This is a genomic window from Rothia sp. HMSC069C10, from assembly GCF_001812205.1.
Taxonomy (GTDB): Bacteria; Actinomycetota; Actinomycetes; order Actinomycetales; family Micrococcaceae; genus Rothia; species Rothia mucilaginosa.
In genome coordinates this window covers 29387-46758 of the sequence record NZ_KV808290.1, presented here as the reverse complement: position 1 = coordinate 46758, position 17372 = coordinate 29387, and the positions used below count along the sequence as shown (strand labels likewise).

At 58.8% G+C, this 17372-nt stretch carries 15 protein-coding genes; 14 read left to right on the top strand and 1 reads right to left on the bottom strand.

The features are described 5' to 3' along the window. The first annotated feature begins 152 nt into the window (after positions 1 to 152). Both prmC and HMPREF2842_RS00960 read left to right on the top strand, forming a co-directional pair. Positions 153 to 1061 (top strand): peptide chain release factor N(5)-glutamine methyltransferase, encoded by a 909-nt coding sequence (gene prmC / locus HMPREF2842_RS00965; protein WP_070641926.1) that lies wholly within the window; start codon positions 153 to 155, stop codon positions 1059 to 1061. A 169-nt stretch (positions 1062 to 1230) separates the two neighbouring features. Beyond that, complete coding sequence (locus HMPREF2842_RS00960) at positions 1231 to 2436, top strand: L-threonylcarbamoyladenylate synthase (RefSeq protein ID WP_049352981.1); 1206 nt, start codon at positions 1231 to 1233, stop codon at positions 2434 to 2436. Between the two features lie 162 nt (positions 2437 to 2598). On the opposite strand, the gene HMPREF2842_RS00955 is transcribed toward HMPREF2842_RS00960, so the two are convergent. Further along, positions 2599 to 3600, bottom strand: coding sequence for an NAD-dependent epimerase/dehydratase family protein (locus HMPREF2842_RS00955; protein ID WP_070641924.1), 1002 nt, complete (start codon positions 3598 to 3600; stop codon positions 2599 to 2601). A 429-nt stretch (positions 3601 to 4029) separates the two neighbouring features. Here HMPREF2842_RS00955 and HMPREF2842_RS00950 point away from each other — a divergent pair, with 429 nt between their 5' ends. From HMPREF2842_RS00950 to atpD, 12 genes are all read left to right on the top strand, one after another. Further along, the gene (locus tag HMPREF2842_RS00950; protein WP_070641922.1) at positions 4030 to 5994 is read left to right on the top strand and encodes a glycosyltransferase family 2 protein; all 1965 of its coding nucleotides are present in this window, start codon (positions 4030 to 4032) and stop codon (positions 5992 to 5994) included. After that, complete coding sequence (locus HMPREF2842_RS00945) at positions 5994 to 7952, top strand: polysaccharide biosynthesis protein (protein ID WP_070641920.1); 1959 nt, start codon at positions 5994 to 5996, stop codon at positions 7950 to 7952. The genes HMPREF2842_RS00950 and HMPREF2842_RS00945 overlap by 1 nt, the downstream gene beginning before the upstream one ends. 256 nt (positions 7953 to 8208) lie before the next feature. Then, on the top strand, positions 8209 to 9495 hold the full coding sequence (locus tag HMPREF2842_RS00940) for an MraY family glycosyltransferase (RefSeq protein ID WP_049350328.1): 1287 nt from the start codon (positions 8209 to 8211) through the stop codon (positions 9493 to 9495). Beyond that, positions 9495 to 10061, top strand: a complete 567-nt coding sequence (locus HMPREF2842_RS00935) for a hypothetical protein (RefSeq protein ID WP_052265079.1) — start codon at positions 9495 to 9497, stop codon at positions 10059 to 10061. Before HMPREF2842_RS00940 ends, HMPREF2842_RS00935 begins: the two co-directional genes overlap by 1 nt. Before the next feature lie 28 nt (positions 10062 to 10089). Continuing rightward, on the top strand, positions 10090 to 10350 hold the full coding sequence (locus HMPREF2842_RS00930) for a hypothetical protein (protein WP_049347487.1): 261 nt from the start codon (positions 10090 to 10092) through the stop codon (positions 10348 to 10350). 112 nt (positions 10351 to 10462) lie between these two features. Beyond that, positions 10463 to 11254: a F0F1 ATP synthase subunit A gene (atpB, locus tag HMPREF2842_RS00925; protein ID WP_049347485.1), complete on the top strand. Its 792-nt coding sequence runs from the start codon at positions 10463 to 10465 to the stop codon at positions 11252 to 11254. 143 nt (positions 11255 to 11397) lie between these two features. Then, positions 11398 to 11601, top strand: a complete 204-nt coding sequence (gene atpE / locus HMPREF2842_RS00920; protein ID WP_005506461.1) for an ATP synthase F0 subunit C — start codon at positions 11398 to 11400, stop codon at positions 11599 to 11601. 51 nt (positions 11602 to 11652) lie between these two features. Then, positions 11653 to 12210: a F0F1 ATP synthase subunit B gene (locus HMPREF2842_RS00915; protein ID WP_049326923.1), complete on the top strand. Its 558-nt coding sequence runs from the start codon at positions 11653 to 11655 to the stop codon at positions 12208 to 12210. Then, positions 12210 to 13022, top strand: a complete 813-nt coding sequence (locus tag HMPREF2842_RS00910) for a F0F1 ATP synthase subunit delta (RefSeq protein WP_005506459.1) — start codon at positions 12210 to 12212, stop codon at positions 13020 to 13022. The genes HMPREF2842_RS00915 and HMPREF2842_RS00910 overlap by 1 nt, the downstream gene beginning before the upstream one ends. A 187-nt stretch (positions 13023 to 13209) precedes the next feature. Then, on the top strand, positions 13210 to 14835 hold the full coding sequence (atpA, locus tag HMPREF2842_RS00905) for a F0F1 ATP synthase subunit alpha (protein WP_070629493.1): 1626 nt from the start codon (positions 13210 to 13212) through the stop codon (positions 14833 to 14835). Positions 14836 to 14910: 75 nt separating this feature from the next. After that, positions 14911 to 15852 carry a F0F1 ATP synthase subunit gamma gene (locus HMPREF2842_RS00900; RefSeq protein WP_070506648.1) on the top strand — a complete coding sequence of 314 codons (942 nt, stop codon included), beginning with the start codon at positions 14911 to 14913 and terminating at the stop codon, positions 15850 to 15852. 56 nt (positions 15853 to 15908) lie between these two features. Then, positions 15909 to 17372 (top strand): F0F1 ATP synthase subunit beta, encoded by a 1464-nt coding sequence (gene atpD, locus HMPREF2842_RS00895; protein ID WP_005507810.1) that lies wholly within the window; start codon positions 15909 to 15911, stop codon positions 17370 to 17372.

Genomic DNA, 17372 nt, shown 5'->3' with positions numbered 1-17372 from the left:
TTCTGTGCAGAAGTAGGTTCTGTATATAGGCTCTTGCCGATTCGCTGAATCGACGTGAGATGTTGGTGAGGGGCTCGCCGCTACGGCGGTGGAGCCCCTTAGCCATATGCTGTGACAGGTTTTGAGCTGTTGAGAGAGCGTAAGGAGAGCTCATGAAGGTGAATGTGCACGACCCGCGCGGGGAAGAACTCGCGCAGGTACTCACGCGCGCCACTGCGGCACTGGCGCAGGTGCCCAGCCCCCGCGTGGACGCCGAGCTCCTCGCCGCGCACCTGCTCTACGGCGGCTCACGCTCACGCCTACAGCACGCGGCGCTCATGGGGGAACGGCTCACCCCTGAACAAATCGCAGAGTACGAGGCGCTGGTCGCCCGCCGCTCCTGCCGCGAACCGCTGCAGCACATCACCGGCTCCGCTCCCTTCTACCGCCTAGAACTGGCAGTCGGACCGGGCGTGTTTGTACCCCGCCCCGAGACCGAGCTACTCGTCGAAGAAGCCCTCAAGGTGCTGGCACCCCGCACCGAATCGGCAACCGGTCAGCTGCGCATCGTCGACCTGTGCACCGGCTCCGGGGCTATCGCCGCGGCAATCAAGAGCGAACTGCCGAACGCCCAGGTGTTCGCGGTGGAACTCTCCGAAGACGCCATCCCCTACACCCGCAAGAACCTGGGGCCGCTCGGCGTGCACCTGGTTCAGGGGGACGCCCTCACCGCCCTGCCCGAGCTCGCCGGAACCTTCGACGCGGTGCTCTCGAACCCTCCGTACATTCCGCCGGCGAACGTGCCCGCCGACCCGGAAGCCGCCCTGCACGACCCGGACATGGCACTGTACGGCGGGGGAGAGGACGGCATGCAGATTCCCTCCGCGATTGCCGCCCGCGCCTTCGAGCTTCTTACCCCCGGCGGCCTGTTCATCATGGAGCACGACGACACCCAGGAAGAGGCCGTCGCCGAGCTGTTGGCGCGTGTTGGCTTCGAGGGCTGCTACCCGGTGCGTGACCTGAATAATCGTCCGCGTCATAGCGTCGGTTATAAACCGCGCCCACTAGAGCCTTTAGACTAGTAGATGCACCACCTAGCCCGTGCCGGGCTGCGTGAAGGCAACGCGTCCGCCTCCTCAGCCAGCTCAAAGCCCGCGAAATATGGTGAACCCCCGGAAGAGCGCTTCCACATGGCGCGTTGTGGGTGCCGGTGTCTCGCCGCATCCAGAAAAACATGAGAGAATAAGACCCGTGACTGCAAAGCTGTACCCCGTAACGACTGAAACTGAGACCCGCGAGGCCATCGAAGCTGCCCGCGAGGCGCTGAAGGCGCACGACACGATTGTGATGCCCACCGATACCGTCTACGGTATTGCCGCCGATGCTTTCTCGCATCAGGGCGTTGCCAAGCTGCTGGCAGATAAGGGCCGCGACCGCACCATGCCGCCGCCCGTGCTGATCTTTGATCTTGCTGCGCTCGCTGGCGTGGTCGACGACGTTCCGGACGATATTTACGATCTGGGTGGTCGCTTCTGGCCCGGCGCGCTGACTATCATTCTTCACGCGTACCCGTCGCTGAGCTGGGATTTGGGTGAGACCCGCGGTACTGTTGCCGTGCGTGTTCCCGATGACGAGTTCGCCCTGAAGCTGCTGACTGAGCACGGTCCGCTGGCGGTTTCGAGCGCGAACAAGACCGGTCAGGAAGCCGCACTGGACGCACAGACCGCCATGGATTCTCTGGGCGAGGACGTTGCTGTGGTGATTGACGGTGGCGCTCGTCCTAAGCCGCTTGAGTCTGAGCCGAATGAGGACGGCGTGGTTGTGGTGACTGAGCGTGACCCGGCACCGTCCACGATTCTGGATTGCACTTCCTTCCCCTACGTGGTGGTTCGTGAGGGCGCAATTTCGGTGGAGGAGCTGCGCGAGGTCGTTCCGACCATTCTGACTCGTGCGGAGGCTGACGAGCAGGCGGCTCGTAAGGTTGAGGAAGCTGAGGCTGCTTCTTCCGCGTCGTCTGAGTCGACTCCTTCTGAGCGTGCTCTGGATGAGCAGGCTGACCTGGATGAAGCGTACGAGCAGTGGGACAGCACCCACACTGTGAGCGGTGAGCCTGCTCGTCGCGCTTCGGCACCGGTGGCCGGTTCTGTCGCTGCGTCCCTGCTGGGCGCTACTTCGGCTCTGTCTTCTGCTTTCAGCACTGGCGTGGACCAGGAGCGTTCGCGCGGCTACCGTGACAACACTCCGAAGCCGGTTCGTGCGGATGAGCCGCAGACTCACCCAGTTCCTGCTGATACTGCTCGCGCGCTGGTCTTTGGCGCGTCGAAGATTGAGACTGCCTCTAAGGATGAGGCTAAGTCGGCAGAAGCTAAGACTGAGGCTACCAAGACTGAAGCTGAGGCAAAGGTTGAGTCTGAGGCAAAGACCGAGCAGAAGGACGCCCCGGAGGATCACCTCTAAACCTCTGCGAGTTATAAAGCTCGGAGCATAAAAACGTATAGGGAACCCCCGATATATCGTTCAGATATATCGGGGGTTCCCTTTCGTTATGAGTCCTACAGGTTATGCGCTCCTGGGCTGCGTGCCTCAGGTTGTGCGCTGCTAGGGGCGCACGTACGCTACCTAGTTCTTGTCGAAGCGGCGGTCCTTCTTCTTACCCAGCGCGGTGTGGGCGTTGCGCAGTACTTCACGCACGCGCGGGGTGGGCAGAAGGTTGTTGTCACGTGCCCAGGAGTCGTCGATGCCCTGGCCGAACCACATGACCTCGACCTTACGCACGGATCCTGCGAACTTGTCATTCATCAGCTCGGAGACGGTGTAGCCCGCCTTGACGGCTGCGCGGCAGAGCCACTCGGGCAGGCGGTGCGGGTGGCGGCGACCAGCGTCCATGGATGCGGAGGCAACGGTTGCGCCTTCCCAGGGCTGCAGCACGATGGTGGGTAGCTCGCCGGGGAAGGTGCCGAGCATGACCACGAATTCTGCGAGGGCGTGCACGCTGGAAACCGGGGACTTGCCGGTGCCTGCACCCGCAACGGATGCGAAGGGGGAGGAGGCCATCTTGGCGAAGAGTTCGGTGGTGCGTCGGCCGCGGCCCTGCACGCTGGTTGCGCGAAGGATGCACAGTTCGGGTGCGCAGTCGGGGTGCTCTTCGAGGAAGTAGTCCTGCAGGTCGAGCAGCGCTTCTTCGCCGAGTGCTTTGGAGAAGGAGTAGGCGCTGAACGGGTTGGTCTCTTCGGAATCATCCAGTACGAGGCGCGGGCCCTGTACCGCTGCGGAGGAGAGGTGGATGACGCGGCGTACGCCGGTTCGCTGTGCGGCGATGGCAATTACGGCGGGAAGCAGGGCGTTTGCACCGACGAGCGGAGGTAGATCCTGCATATTGGGCGCTGCGAGGCCCGCTGCGTTGACGACGACCTGCGCGCCGGCGAAGGCTTCTGCGAGGGAGTCGATGATGCCTTCAAGCTGGTCTGCCTCGTCGATGATGCTATCTACGTCGAGGGCGCGGGTTGCGAGTCGAGGTGCCTCGATGGGATCAACGCTGATACCTTCTGCGTTTAGACGCGCGACGATGGAGGAACCAACGAAGCCGCTGGCGCCAATGACTTTCCACTTGGATTCGGACATCTCTTTTACCTCTCACGAGCCCGCGTACATTGCGGGGAAAAATGGGGTCATTTCAACTTTCCCATATCTGAACAGTTTATGGGGAATTTGTGGGTTTTTATTCGGTCTCTGGTCGTTTTTTCGCACGGGGTGCACAGCGCAAACACAGGCTGTGAAGCTGATAGCTTGATGGATACCCAAAACTGGGTGTGCGGGTACGTCCGCTATGCGGATAAATCAACTGAATTCGGTTGTTTATTTGTCATAAAGTGCGTCTTTTGAGGTGATGGTTCACTCTCTAGTGGAGACCGCAGGTAGAATATTTTCTTTGAGTGATATATCCACACGGTTGAATACCGCGGGCGCGAGAAACACCATAAGCGCCCAGCTCGGTATGGGTATATCGCGTACCGGCTGATTCAGGCGCATCGCGCCGCGGAGGGAGAACTTATGGCAGAAAAGTACAGCGACGTGACCGCTTTTGCCCAGCCTTCTTCCGATCAGTCTTCTTCTCACGATTCTTCGAGCGAGTATCCCCGCACGGTAGCTGTGGTGGTGACCTATAACCGTGAGGACCTGCTACCGAAGACCCTCGCTGGTATCGCTTCTGGTGAGCGTGTGCCTGCGGCGGTGGTGATCGTTGATAACGCCTCCACGGACGGTACTGCCGAGTATCTGCGCACCCTGGACTATGAGCTGCCGGTGGAATGCATCCGCCTGGAGAGCAATATGGGCGGTGCTGGCGGTTTCGCGGTGGGTATTGATCGCGCCCTGGAACGCCATAACCCGGATTTGGTGTGGGTTATGGATGATGACACCGAGCCGACCGAGAACACCCTGTCGGAAGCGGTTGCCGCCTGGCTGAACTATTCGCCGGTGCCTTCGCAGCGCCCCGCGGTGGTGGCGTCCCGTGTGGTGTGGACGAACGGTGAGGACCACCCGATGAACACCCCGCGCACCATGTTTGCGGCGGGGGAGCAGCGTCATGCTCGTGCGCAGGCTGTGGGTGCCCGCCCGATTCGTAGCGCCTCGTTCGTGTCGATTCTGATGGATGCGCAGGCGATTCGCCGCAACGGTGGCCTGCCGATTGCTGAGTTCTTCATCTGGAATGACGACTTCGAGTTTTCGACCCGTCTGATTCATCACCGCGACGGCATTGCGGTGCCGTCCTCTGTGGCTAAGCACCACACGAAGACTTTTGGTACGACGAACGCTGACCCGGGTCCGCGTTTCTATAACGATGTGCGTAATAAGCTGTGGGTCTTTACCCGTTCGCGTACCCTGAACCCGCTGGAGAAGTTGCTCTATGGTGGCTCATCGGCGCGCCTGTGGATTTCTACTGTTCTGCGTACTGATGACCGCCGCACCTACCTGGGATATTTCCTGAATGGTGTGCGTGATGGTTTGCGTGCGCCTCGCCCGAATGCTCAGGTGCTTGAGGGTATTTACCCGTTGACTTTCCCGGGCCGCTACGGCGTGCCGGCTACTGTTAGCGCCGTTGACTCTGAGAAGGCGCGCGGTTGCGTGAGCTCTGTACCCGATTTTTCGGTGCTGATGAGCGTGTACGCGAAGGAGAACCCCTCCTATCTGGATCAGGCGTTGGAGTCGAATCTGCTGAACCAGACGGTGCGTCCTTCCGAGCTGGTTTTGGTGAAGGATGGTCCGCTGACCCCCGAGCTGGATGCCGTGGTGGACCGCTGGGTTCAACGCGCCGAGAATCTGGATTGCCCGCCGATTCAGGTGGTGGATCTGGATCAGAATGTTGGTTTGGCGGAGGCGCTGAACGCCGGTCTGCAGGCGTGTTTGTATGAGCTGGTTGCTCGTGCTGATTCTGATGACCTGTCTGAGCCGACTCGTTTTGCGCGTCTGATTCCTGCCCTGGTGCAGGGCGGCTACACGGTGCTGGGCTCTGCCATGCTTGAGGTGAATGAGAGCAATACTGCGGTGGAGTCGACCCGCGAGGCGATTGTTGATTCTGCGCGTCTGCTCAGCGCGATGGATTCGCGTAACCCGATTTATCACCCGTCCGTGGCGTTCGTGAAGAGTGCCGTGCAGCAGCTGGGCGGTTACGAGTTCGTGCCCGGCGCTGAGGATTGGTGGCTGTGGATGCGTCTGCGCGATGCCGGCTATCGTCTGGGTAATATCCCTGAGGCTCTGGTGCGTTACCGCGTGGGTGCGGGCGCGTACACGAAGCGCGGGGGAGTGGACGCCTGGTTGCAGGATGTGGCGATTCAGCGTCGACTGTACACCGGTCACGGTATTTCTAAGCTTCAGTGGGCTCAGAATATGGCGGTGCGGAGTGTGTACCGTTTTGTTCCTGAGCAGGCGCGCCGTTCGGCGTTTCGTGCGTTGTCGTCGTTGACGGCTCGTTCTTCTTCTCGTTCTTCTGGCACCGCATCTGAAGGAGGCATGTAGTGGCTCAGTTGAAACCTCACGCTCATGTGGTGATGCAGAAGGCTGCTCAGCGCGGCACGATGGTGACGGAGGGTGACTCTGGCACGATGCTGGTGAACCGCCTGTATGAGCGTAAGCCATGGTGGCTGATTGCGCAGGCGCTGATTGATTCGAGTGCCTGGGTTCTGTCGGTTTTGTTCGCGTACATGCTCCGCTATAGTGTGCTGCTCAGCAACGGCTCGGTGTTCGATATTATTCACCCGGCGTCATTGACGATGACCGCTACTTTGGCTGTGGTGTTGCACCTGGTCGTTGGTTTGGCGGGCGTGAAGATTTATAACGGCGTGTATTCGTACGGTTCGTTTGACGAGTCCTGGCGTGCCGGCGCGGCTGCTTTGAGTGCGGGTGCGGCGTTGACTGCTTTCTCCTTTGTGGATGAGCTGTTGGGTCTGCCGCATATTCCGCATAGTGTGCCTGCGATTGCGGCGGCATTTAGCTTGATTATGATGGCGGGCGCTCGCATGGCGAAGCGTGTGTACACTGAGCGCGGTGCTGTGCGTGAGCTGACGGGCGAGCCAGTGATTGTGTACGGTGCCGGCTTTATTGGCGGCATGGTCATGGATTCGATGCTGCACGATGAGGAGGCGAAGCTTCGCCCGGTTGCGGTCTTCGATGATGACCAGTTGAAGGCTGGTACGAAGTTCCACGGCATTTCGGTGATTACGACTTACCGTGAGCTGGAGCAGGTGATTCGTGAGTCGGGTACCCGTAAGATTCTGGTGACGATTTCGGATATGTCGGAGGATTACTTCGAGTCCTTCTGCAACCGCATGCGTAAGCTTAAGGTTGAGGTTCAGCGTGTTAGTAGCGCGAATGCTCGACTGATGGGTGAGCGTCTGATTACCGCGAGCGATAACGACCTGATGCGCGTGATTCGTGGCGAGATTAACTACGATATTGACCGCGATATTCTGCGTTCATACCTGCACGGTAAGCGCGTGCTGGTCACGGGTGCGGGCGGTTCGATTGGTTCTGAGCTGTGCCGTCAGATTAGCGAGTTTGAGCCGGAGACCCTCATGATGCTTGATCATGATGAGACTCTGCTGATGGAGACGAAGGTTTCGATTACTCACGAGTCGAGCCTGGATGATGACCGCATTATTCTGGCTGATATTCGTGAGGGTGATAATCTGCTGGAGATTTTCCGTGACCGTCGCCCCGAGGTGGTGTTCCACGCTGCGGCTTTGAAGCATGTGTCGGCGCTGGAGGCGTACCCGCAGGAGGCGTGGAAGACGAACTCCTTGGGCACTCTGAACGTGCTGCGTGCCGCGGAGGCGGTGGGCGTGAAGACGTTCGTGAACGTTTCGACCGATAAGGCTGCGGATCCGAAGACTGCGCTGGGTCAGTCCAAGCGTGTGGCGGAGCGTCTGACTGCGTACTTTGGTGAGAAGACCGGCAACACCTACGTGTCGGTTCGTTTTGGCAACGTGTTTGGTTCGCGCGGTTCGATTAAGCCGCTCTTTACGAAGCAGATCCTCTCGGGTGGTCCGATTACCCTGACGGATAAGCGCGCGACCCGTTACTTCATGCTGATTACCGATGCCTGCTTGCTGGTGATGCTTGCCGGTGCGATTGGTCGCCCGGGTGAGGTCATGGTGCTGGATATGGGTCAGCCGGTCAAGATCCTGGACGTTGCGAAGGCGATGCGCCAGGCGTATGAGCGGTATGACGTGGAGATCAAGGAGATTGGTCTTCGCAAGGGTGAGAAGCTGGATGAGGCTCTCTTCGGCGGTACCGAGAAGCTGGTACCTAGTGAGGAGAACCGGTATATTTCCCGGTCGAGTGCTCCGGCGCTTGACCCTGATGAGCTCGATTATGAGCTGTGGATTCAGAACTATCGGGAGCACAGTGGCTATGAGCGTCATGGCCTGGAGCGTGCCCCTGATCCGCGTACTTTGGCGGATGCGCAGACGTTCTAATCTTTAGGGAATGACATCGGATGCTGCACTTGCGTGGCGGGTGCGGTATCCGGTGTTTTCTCTTTCTCGGGTGTAGAACATTTCAGGACGCAGAATATGCAGAACGTATGGAGAGAATCTGTAATGTTTAGTCCCGGGCTACTGAAGAGTTCTATAGAATACGAAGTAAACACACACACACTACGCACACATCGTCCCTTAGCTGCAATTCTGGAGCTTGCGTCCAGGGGAGCGGCGCCAATGCCTTGGAGCTGGTATGACCTCCTTTTCTGAGCTGTTGAGCATTTTTGCTCTTGCTTTTGTTTTGGGTGCCCTTTTGCCGTTTGCGGTGCGCCCGATTTTGCACCGCTACAACATGGTGGATGTTCCTAATGAGCGTTCTTCGCATACTGCTCCGACCTACCGCGGTATGGGTTTGGCGACTGCGGCTGCGACCTTTGTGGCGTTTGTGGCGGCTACCCTGTTCGGCTGGACGTACCGTTCTGCTGAGTCTTTGCAGCTGGCGGTGACGATTGCCGCGGCGATTCTGTGTGCTCTTGCCCTGGGCTGGCTTGAGGATATTCGCGGCGTGAGCATTGTGCGTCGTGCGGGCCTGCAGCTGGTGATTGGCGTACTGGTGAGCGTGAGCTTTGCGACGGTGCAGGGCACGAACATTCTGCTGCTGATTCTGGGCGCGATTTTTGTTGCCGGCTACATTAACGTGGCGAATTTTATGGACGGCATTAACGGTATTTCTGGTGCTCACGGTCTGGTGGCTGGTTTGGCGTATGCGCTGACCGGTTGGATGGTGAACCTTCCGTGGCTGGCTTTGGCTGGTGTGGCTGTTGCCGGTGCTTTTGCGGCGTTCCTGCCGTGGAATGTGCGCCCTGGTAAGAACGTGTTTTTGGGCGATGCGGGTTCTTATGTTTTGGGCGCGGCGCTGGGCACGTTGGCTGTGGGCGCGTGGTTTGCGGATGTTCCGTTCCTGTTGGCTTTTGCTCCGCTGATGACGTATCTGGCGGACGCGGGTACGACTCTGTTCCGTCGTTTTATGGCGGGGGAGCAGTGGTACAAGCCGCACCGTACTCACACTTATCAGCGTCTGACGGATGTTGGTTTCAGCCACCTTGGTTCGACCGCCGTGGTGACCGGTACGACCATTCTGGTGTGGGTGCTGCTGGCGTTTGCCTCTGATTTGTTTGCTTCGGGCGCCGTGCTGGCGGCTGTTGGTGTGGTTCTTGTGGCTCTTGCCGTGCTGGTGGTGTACCTGCGTATGCCGCAGCTCTTTGGCGGTGAGGCACCTACTTCTGCGATTGACCTGTCGAAGCGCTTTGCGGCGGATTCGAAGGGTTCGGCGCCGAAGGCGAAGTCGGCAACTGCAGAGCCTGCTACCGGCTCTTTGACCTCGGCAACTGGTGTTCCTGCGACTCCTGAGAATGTGGAGCCGACCTCGCTGCATCCGGAGCCGATCATGCCGGATTCGGTGAAGGATCGTGCGGGTCAGCCTTCTTCTGCTTCCTCTTCTTCGACGCAGTCTAATCAGAATCGTGGGGAGAAACACTAATGGCTTCTGAGCAGCCTAAATCTCAGGCTCCTGCAGAGCCTCTCTGGAGGCGCGTGGTGGACGTTCTGTGGTATCCGCCGGCGGAGCGCAAGAAGCAGCAGAAACACCGCCGAGAGCGTGCTCAAGCAGGTTTGAAGGCCTCTTCTTTCGAGAGTCAAGAGCTTTCCTGGAAATTTTTGTTCTACAGGGTATCGGCTTACTCTCTGCTGGCTTGGTTGGGCGGTATGATGAGTGCGTACCTGTTTGCGGGCCCCGTGGGCGCGCTAGGAATAACATTGGGCTTTCTGATAATCTATATATGCTTCACTCTGGGCGTATTGGTTATGTTGGTTGCTCCCATTTTCGACTGGGGTGTACCCAAATCGCTGGTGGTGAGCTACCTCGTGAAGATTGCTCTGCTCGGTCTGGTATTGATGTTTGTGCCGTTCCCCGAGAATCTGAGGCACGGTTGGACTCTCGCAGGCGCATGTACCGGCGTGATTCTGTGGATTGTTATTGAAACAGTTAGCATCGCACGACTGAGAATTTTGTACTTCGACACCGACTCGGAAGACCATGGTCGGTAACACGATCGGTGTTTGAAAGGAAAAACGTTTGGCCGAAGAGAAGAAGTGGTGGGACGGAGATAAAAAGCTCCGCACCACCGGAGAATTGGTATCTGACGGAGGTCTCTCCGGTGCAGTCATGTCGATTCTCTATCTGATCATCGGTGTAGCAGTGTGGGGAGGCATCGGTTACCTCGGTGACCTGGTCTTCTCCACCACCTGGCTGGTGTGGGTTGGCGTCTTGATTGGCGCTATTGGAGGTTTGACCCTCGTCTTTACCCACATGACCAGGCAGAATAAAGACCGTTAGGTCATTGAACGCGGACCGCCAGGTCACACATTCATCCATGTAGTTAGCATGTCAGTCGTTTATAGGCAGACATGGGCTCTTGATAGCCACTAGTAGCAAGAAAGGACTTGCTTTGATCGAGAACGGGTTGATCCTCGCGGAAGCCTATGTGCCGCCGACCCCCGAAGACATGCATCTGCCACCCTTCTTCACCATTGGTGATTTCGCTTTCGGTAAGCAGAACGTACTGATTCTGCTGTCCGTGGTGATTATCGCGGTCTTCTTCCTCACCGCAGCACGTAAGCGCGCCATGGTTCCCGGCAAGACTCAGTTCATCGCTGAGTCCGGCTACATGTTTGCTCGTAACTCCCTCGGTAAGGAAACCCTGGGCGTACAGCACTACAAGCCGTTCGTGCCGATTCTGTTCGCCTCCTTCTTCTTCGTTCTGGTGAACAACCTCTACGGTTCGATTCCGTTTGTTCAGTTGCCCACCTTCTCGCACCCCGGTAGCGCCTACGCGCTGGCTGGCGTAGCGTACCTGACCTGGGTTGGCGTTGGTATCAAGCGCAAGGGCCTGGGCGGCTTCTTCAAGGACATCACCATGCCCTCGGGTCTGCCGGTGTGGATTTACCCCATCCTGATCCCGATCGAGTTCTTCTCGAACCTGCTGATTCGTCCCGCAACTCACGCGCTACGTCTCTTCGCGACCATGTTCGGTGGTCACCTGGCGCTGATGGTTGCATCCAGCATGGTGACCTACATGGTTGAGACCCTGGGTGGTATCGGCTACCTGGCTGCTATTGCTCCCGGTGCTCTGGGCCTGTTCCTGTACTTCCTGGAATTCATGATTCAGTGCATCCAGGCTTATGTGTTCGCTCTGCTGCTGGCTGTGTACCTGCAGGGCTCGGTTTCCGAGGGACACTAAACTCTCTAGTTTTTTAGGTTTTCGCGTTCGTCATTGGGCGTGAATAAAGCAACCCACACGTTCACTGTGCGGGCTATTAACTCAAATCAAACTCTGTTCGGTCCGGGTATGTTCCCGGTCGAACACTGTTGAAAGGAAAAATAATGGTTGGTTCCATCACTGCGGTTGGCTACGGTCTGGCAGCTATTGGCGGCGGCATCGGCGTGGGTCTGATCTTCGCGGCATACATGACCAGCGTTGCTCGTCAGCCCGAGTCCCAGAAGACCCTGCAGCCCATGCTGTTCCTGGGCTTCGCACTGGTCGAGGCGCTGGCAATTCTGGGCCTGGTTCTCGTCTTCATCAAGTAACCGGCTCTGCCACATCCTAAACGACCCATCCCATAGAACAGGATTCCCTCCATGATTTATCTGGCAAGCGAAGGGGGAGCGGAGGCAACTTCGAACCCCCTGATTCCCGACGTCGGGGAAATTGTCATTACCCTCATCGGATTCCTGATCCTCTACTACATCGTTGCTAAGTACGTTGTCCCGGCGTTCGAGAAGATCTACCAGGACCGTAAGGAAGCAATCGAAGGTGGCCTTGCCAAGGCCGAGAAGGCACAGGCAGAGGCTGCAGCGGCTCGCGATGAGTACACCCAGCAGCTCGAAAGCGCTCGACTGGAGGCTCAGAAGATTCGTGAAGAGGCACGCGCAGAGGGCGAGGCAATCATTGCCGATGCTCGCGAGCGTGCAACCGCTGAGGCTCAGCGCATTAGCGATAATGCAGCAAAGGCTATCGAGGCAGAGCGTGCGGCAGCAGCAGTGTCCCTCCGTTCCGAGGTTGGCACTCTTGCTACGACCCTTGCCGGCAAGATTGTGGGCGAAGCCCTCAACGATGATGAGCGATCGGCCCGTGTGGTAGATCGTTTTCTTGCTGACCTTGAAACCGAGAAGCAGAACGCAGGTGCGGCTCGGTAATGGCAGGAGTATCTACTGAATCACTGAGCAAGGTGGAAGAGGTGCTGGAAGCTCACGCTTCCCTGCAGCCCCTGAACCTGGCGAGCGAGCTTTTCGCTGTGGTTGATGTTCTCGACCACAACGGCACCCTGCGCCGTGCTGTCACCGATTCTTCGCGTGATGCAGCAGCACGTCAGGGTATCGCTAACACCGTCTTCGGCGGCAAGATCTCTTCTCAGGCTATGGCTGTGCTCACCAGTGCGGTGGCTCAGCGCTGGTCTGATGATGCTGATCTGGCGAACGCCCTGGAACGTGCAGCAGTGCTCGCCGTGACCGCATCGGCTCAGTCTCGCGGTGGCGTGGATGCCCTGGACGAGGTGCTCAACGAACTACTCACCTTTGTGCGTACCGTTGATTCCAACGCTCAGGCGCAGGAAGCGCTGTCCGACCATCAGGCAAGCAAAGAAGCAAAGAAGAAGCTCGCCGTGGCGCTCGGTGGCCCCGCCACCACCGCCGAAGGTGTGCTTCTGCTCGAACGAGTTGGCTCCAACCCCCGCGGCCGTCACGCTGCACGGGTAGCCGATGAGTTCGCAGAAATCATCGTCACGCGACAGAACCGTTACATTGCGCGAGTAACTAGCGCGATTGCGCTGTCGCAGGCACAGCTTGAACGTCTCGGTCGCGCGCTCAACGCCGTGTACGGCCGTGAGCTGAAGCTCGACGTTTCGGTGGACCCCGCCGTTCTGGGCGGTCTGCGTGTTCAGGTGGGCGACGAGGTGATCGACGGTACCGTCGAGACCCGCATGTCCGACCTGACTCGTTCCATCGGCTAGCGGCTCAAGCTAGCGACGCTGAACCGTTCGTCGCAACGGTGATTTAGAAGATACCTCGGGTAGCGGGTGCGTGGCTGATGCCTCCTTCGCAGAAGCGGCGGCATTGCCCGCCCGTTCAACCCGAATTGCAAGTTTCGGTTGGTTCCGTTGACGGAACGCAACCACAATGAGAGAGCAGGGACACAAGATGGCCGAACTGACCATCAATGCCGAAGATGTCCGTAATGCGCTGAACGAGTTTGCAGCGTCTTACGAACCCGGCAATGCAGAACGTGTTGAGGTGGGTCGAGTTGTATCGGCCTCCGACGGTATCGCTCGTGTCGAGGGCCTTCCCTCGGTTATGGCGAATGAGCTGCTTCGTTTCGAAGACGGCACCCTCGGCCTCGCACAGAACCTGGATACCCGCAATATTGGTGTGATTGTCCTGGGTGACTTCACCGGTATTGAAGAGGGCCAGGTCGTACACCGCACCGGTGAGGTCCTCTCGGTGCCCGTTGGCGACGCGTACCTCGGTCGCGTTGTTGACCCCCTCGGTAACCCGATCGATGACCTGGGCCCCATTGAGTCCGAAGGTCGCCGTGCACTGGAGCTGCAGGCTCCCGGCGTGACCCAGCGTAAGTCGGTTCACGAGCCGCTGCAGACCGGTCTGAAGGCAATCGACTCGATGATTCCGATCGGTCGCGGTCAGCGTCAGCTGATCATTGGTGACCGCCAGACCGGTAAGACCGCTATCGCGATCGACACCATTCTGAACCAGAAGGACAACTGGGCTTCCGGTGACCCCGAGAAGCAGGTTCGATGCATCTACGTGGCTGTTGGCCAGAAGGCATCCACCATTGCAGCTGTCCGCCACACCCTTGAGACTCGCGGCGCGCTGGAGTACACCACCATCGTGGCATCTCCCGCATCTGACGCAGCAGGCTTCAAGTACCTGGCACCCTACACCGGTTCGGCTATCGGCCAGCACTGGATGTACGGTGGCAAGCACGTCCTCATCATCTTCGACGACCTGTCGAAGCAGGCAGAAGCATACCGCGCTGTGTCCCTGCTGCTGCGCCGCCCTCCGGGACGTGAAGCATACCCCGGTGACGTCTTCTACCTGCACTCCCGCCTGCTGGAGCGTTGCGCTAAGCTCTCTGACGACCTGGGCGCAGGCTCGATGACCGGCTTCCCGATCATTGAGACCAAGGCAAACGACGTTTCCGCCTTCATTCCGACCAACGTCATCTCCATTACTGACGGCCAGATCTTCCTGCAGTCCGACCTGTTCAACGCTAACCAGCGTCCGGCAGTCGACGTCGGTATCTCCGTCTCCCGTGTTGGTGGTGCCGCACAGACCAAGGCTATGAAGAAGGTCTCCGGTACCCTGAAGCTGGAGCTGGCACAGTACCGTGCAATGGAAGCGTTCGCAATGTTCGCATCCGACCTGGACGACGCTACCAAGGCACAGCTGACCCGCGGTTCTCGCCTGACCGAGCTGCTGCGTCAGCCGCAGTACACCCCGTACGCAGTTGAAGAGCAGGTTGTCTCCATTTGGGCTGGTACCTCCGGTCACCTCGACGACATCGAGATTTCCGACGTGCTGCGCTTCGAGGCAGGATTCATCGAGTACCTGCGTCACAAGACCTCGGTACTGACCGATATCGCTTCCTCCGGCAAGCTTGAGGATGACACCGTTGCAGCTCTGAAGTCCGCAGTTGCTGACTTCAAGCAGGGTTTCAAGTCTGAGGGCAGCAGCCACCTCGTCGACGCAGGTCACGAGGAGCACAAGGCAGCTCGCGATAGCGACATCACTCAGGAAACCATCGGTTAGCGATTAGTCCTCGCCTTCTCCCCGCCTCAGCTATGAGGCTGGGGCGGGGCAGAAAGCAAGGAGAAAGGAAGCTCTATGGGAGCCCAGATTAGGGTTTACCGACAGAAGATTGCTTCGACGTCGTCTATGAAGAAGATCTTCAAGGCGATGGAGATGATCGCGACCTCCCGCATTAACAAGGCTCGTAACGCTGCTCAGGCAGCCGGACCTTACGCGAACGCTCTGACCCGCGTGGTGACTGCGGTTGCGACTCAGCACGGTATTAAGCACCCGCTGATTCACAAGCCGAACGAGTCCGAAGCCTACGAACACCGCCGCTCCGCAATCCTGGTTGTTACCAGTGACCGCGGTCTGGCAGGTTCGTACTCCTCCGCTATCCTGCGTCGTACCGAATCTCTGATTGAGAGGCTGCGCTCTAACGGCCAGGAGGTACAGCTGTACCTGGTTGGTCGTAAGGCAAAGGCTTACTTCGAGTTCCGTGAGCGCCCCTACGCCCGTGCGTGGGAGGGCCACACCGATGCACCTCGCGTCGAAACCGCCGTCGAGATTCGTGACGCGCTGCTCGAAGCCTACGACCTGCCCTTCGAAGAGGGCGGCGTGGACGAACTGCACATCGTATACACCGAGTTCAAGTCGATGGTTGTTCAGGAACCCAAGATTCTGCGCCTGCTGCCCATCCACGTGGGTGACGCAAAGGCTATGGGCGAGGAAATCGTTCCCGACCAGGAACTGACCAAGGCTGAGTACGAGCAGGCGGCATCCTTCGAGTTCGAGCCCTCCGCTGAGGAAGTGCTCAACGCGCTGTTGCCGCGCTACATTGCATCGCGTATCTTCTCCTGCCTCCTGCAGGCAGCAGCAAGTGAGCTGGCATCCCGCCAGCGCGCAATGAAGACCGCAGGTGACAACGCTGAGACGCTGATTACCAAGTACACCCGTTTGATGAACAACGCACGTCAGGCGGAAATTACTCAGGAGCTCTCCGAAATCGTGGGCGGCGCAGACGCCCTCGGCTCCTAGTATTGGTACGCCAACGAAGCCATCAACTGTCCAAACTTTCTAAGTAAGTGAGAAATATGACTGCCACCTACAACGAATCGGTCTCCGCACCGACTCAGGGCGCAACGGGTCGTATTGCCCGCGTCATCGGCCCCGTGGTCGATGTCGAGTTCCCCGCCGGTCAGGTCCCCGAGATTTACAACGCTCTGACCACCGAGCTGACCCTCGACGGTCGCACCCGCACCATCACCTTCGAGACCGCACAGCACCTGGGCGACTCGATCGTTCGCGCTATTTCCCTGCAGCAGACTGACGGCCTGGTCCGCGGTCAGGCTGTAGTCGACACCGGCGCACCGATCTCCGTCCCCGTTGGTGACGGCGTGAAGGGCCACATCTTTAACGTTCTCGGTGACGCACTCGACGTGCCGAACTCCGAGATCAAGGCTGACACCTACTGGCCGATCCACCGTGCCGCTCCCGGCTTCGCAGAGCTGGAAGGCTCCACCGAAATGCTGGAGACCGGTATTAAGTCCATCGACCTTCTGACCCCCTACATCAAGGGCGGTAAGATTGGTCTGTTCGGTGGTGCAGGCGTGGGTAAGACCGTGCTGATCCAGGAAATGATTACCCGTGTGGCTCGTAACTTCGGTGGTACCTCCGTGTTCACCGGTGTTGGCGAGCGTACCCGTGAGGGTAACGACCTGTGGGTCGAAATGGAAGAAGCAGGCGTTCTGAAGGACACCGCTCTTGTATTCGGCCAGATGGATGAGCCCCCGGGAACCCGTCTGCGCGTGGCACTGACCGGTCTGACCATGGCGGAGTACTTCCGCGATGTTCAGAACCAGGACGTGCTGCTGTTCATCGACAACATCTTCCGTTTCACTCAGGCAGGTTCTGAGGTTTCCACCCTGCTGGGCCGCATGCCCTCCGCAGTGGGTTACCAGCCGAACCTGGCGGACGAAATGGGTCTGCTGCAGGAGCGTATTACCTCCACCCGCGGTCACTCCATCACCTCCATGCAGGCAATTTACGTGCCTGCGGATGACTACACCGACCCGGCGCCGGCAACCACCTTCGCGCACCTGGATGCGACCACCGAGCTCTCTCGTGAAATCGCATCGCGCGGTCTGTACCCGGCAATTGACCCGCTGTCCTCCACCTCCCGAATTCTGGACGCACAGTACATCGGTCAGGAGCACTACGACACCGCAATTCGCGTGAAGGCTATTCTGCAGGAAAACAAGGAACTGCAGGACATCATCGCGATTCTGGGTGTGGACGAGCTCTCCGAGGAGCAGAAGATTGTCGTGGCACGTGCACGTCGTATCGAGCAGTTCCTCTCCCAGAACACCTACACTGCAAAGCAGTTCACCGGTGTCGAGGGTTCGACCGTTCCGCTGAAGGACACCATCGAGTCCTTCCAGATGATCTGCAACGGCGATGTCGACCACATCCCCGAGCAGGCGTTCTACAACATTGGTGGTATGGACGACGTTATGCGCCGCTACGAGGAAATCAAGGCACAGACTGGAGCTAAGTAA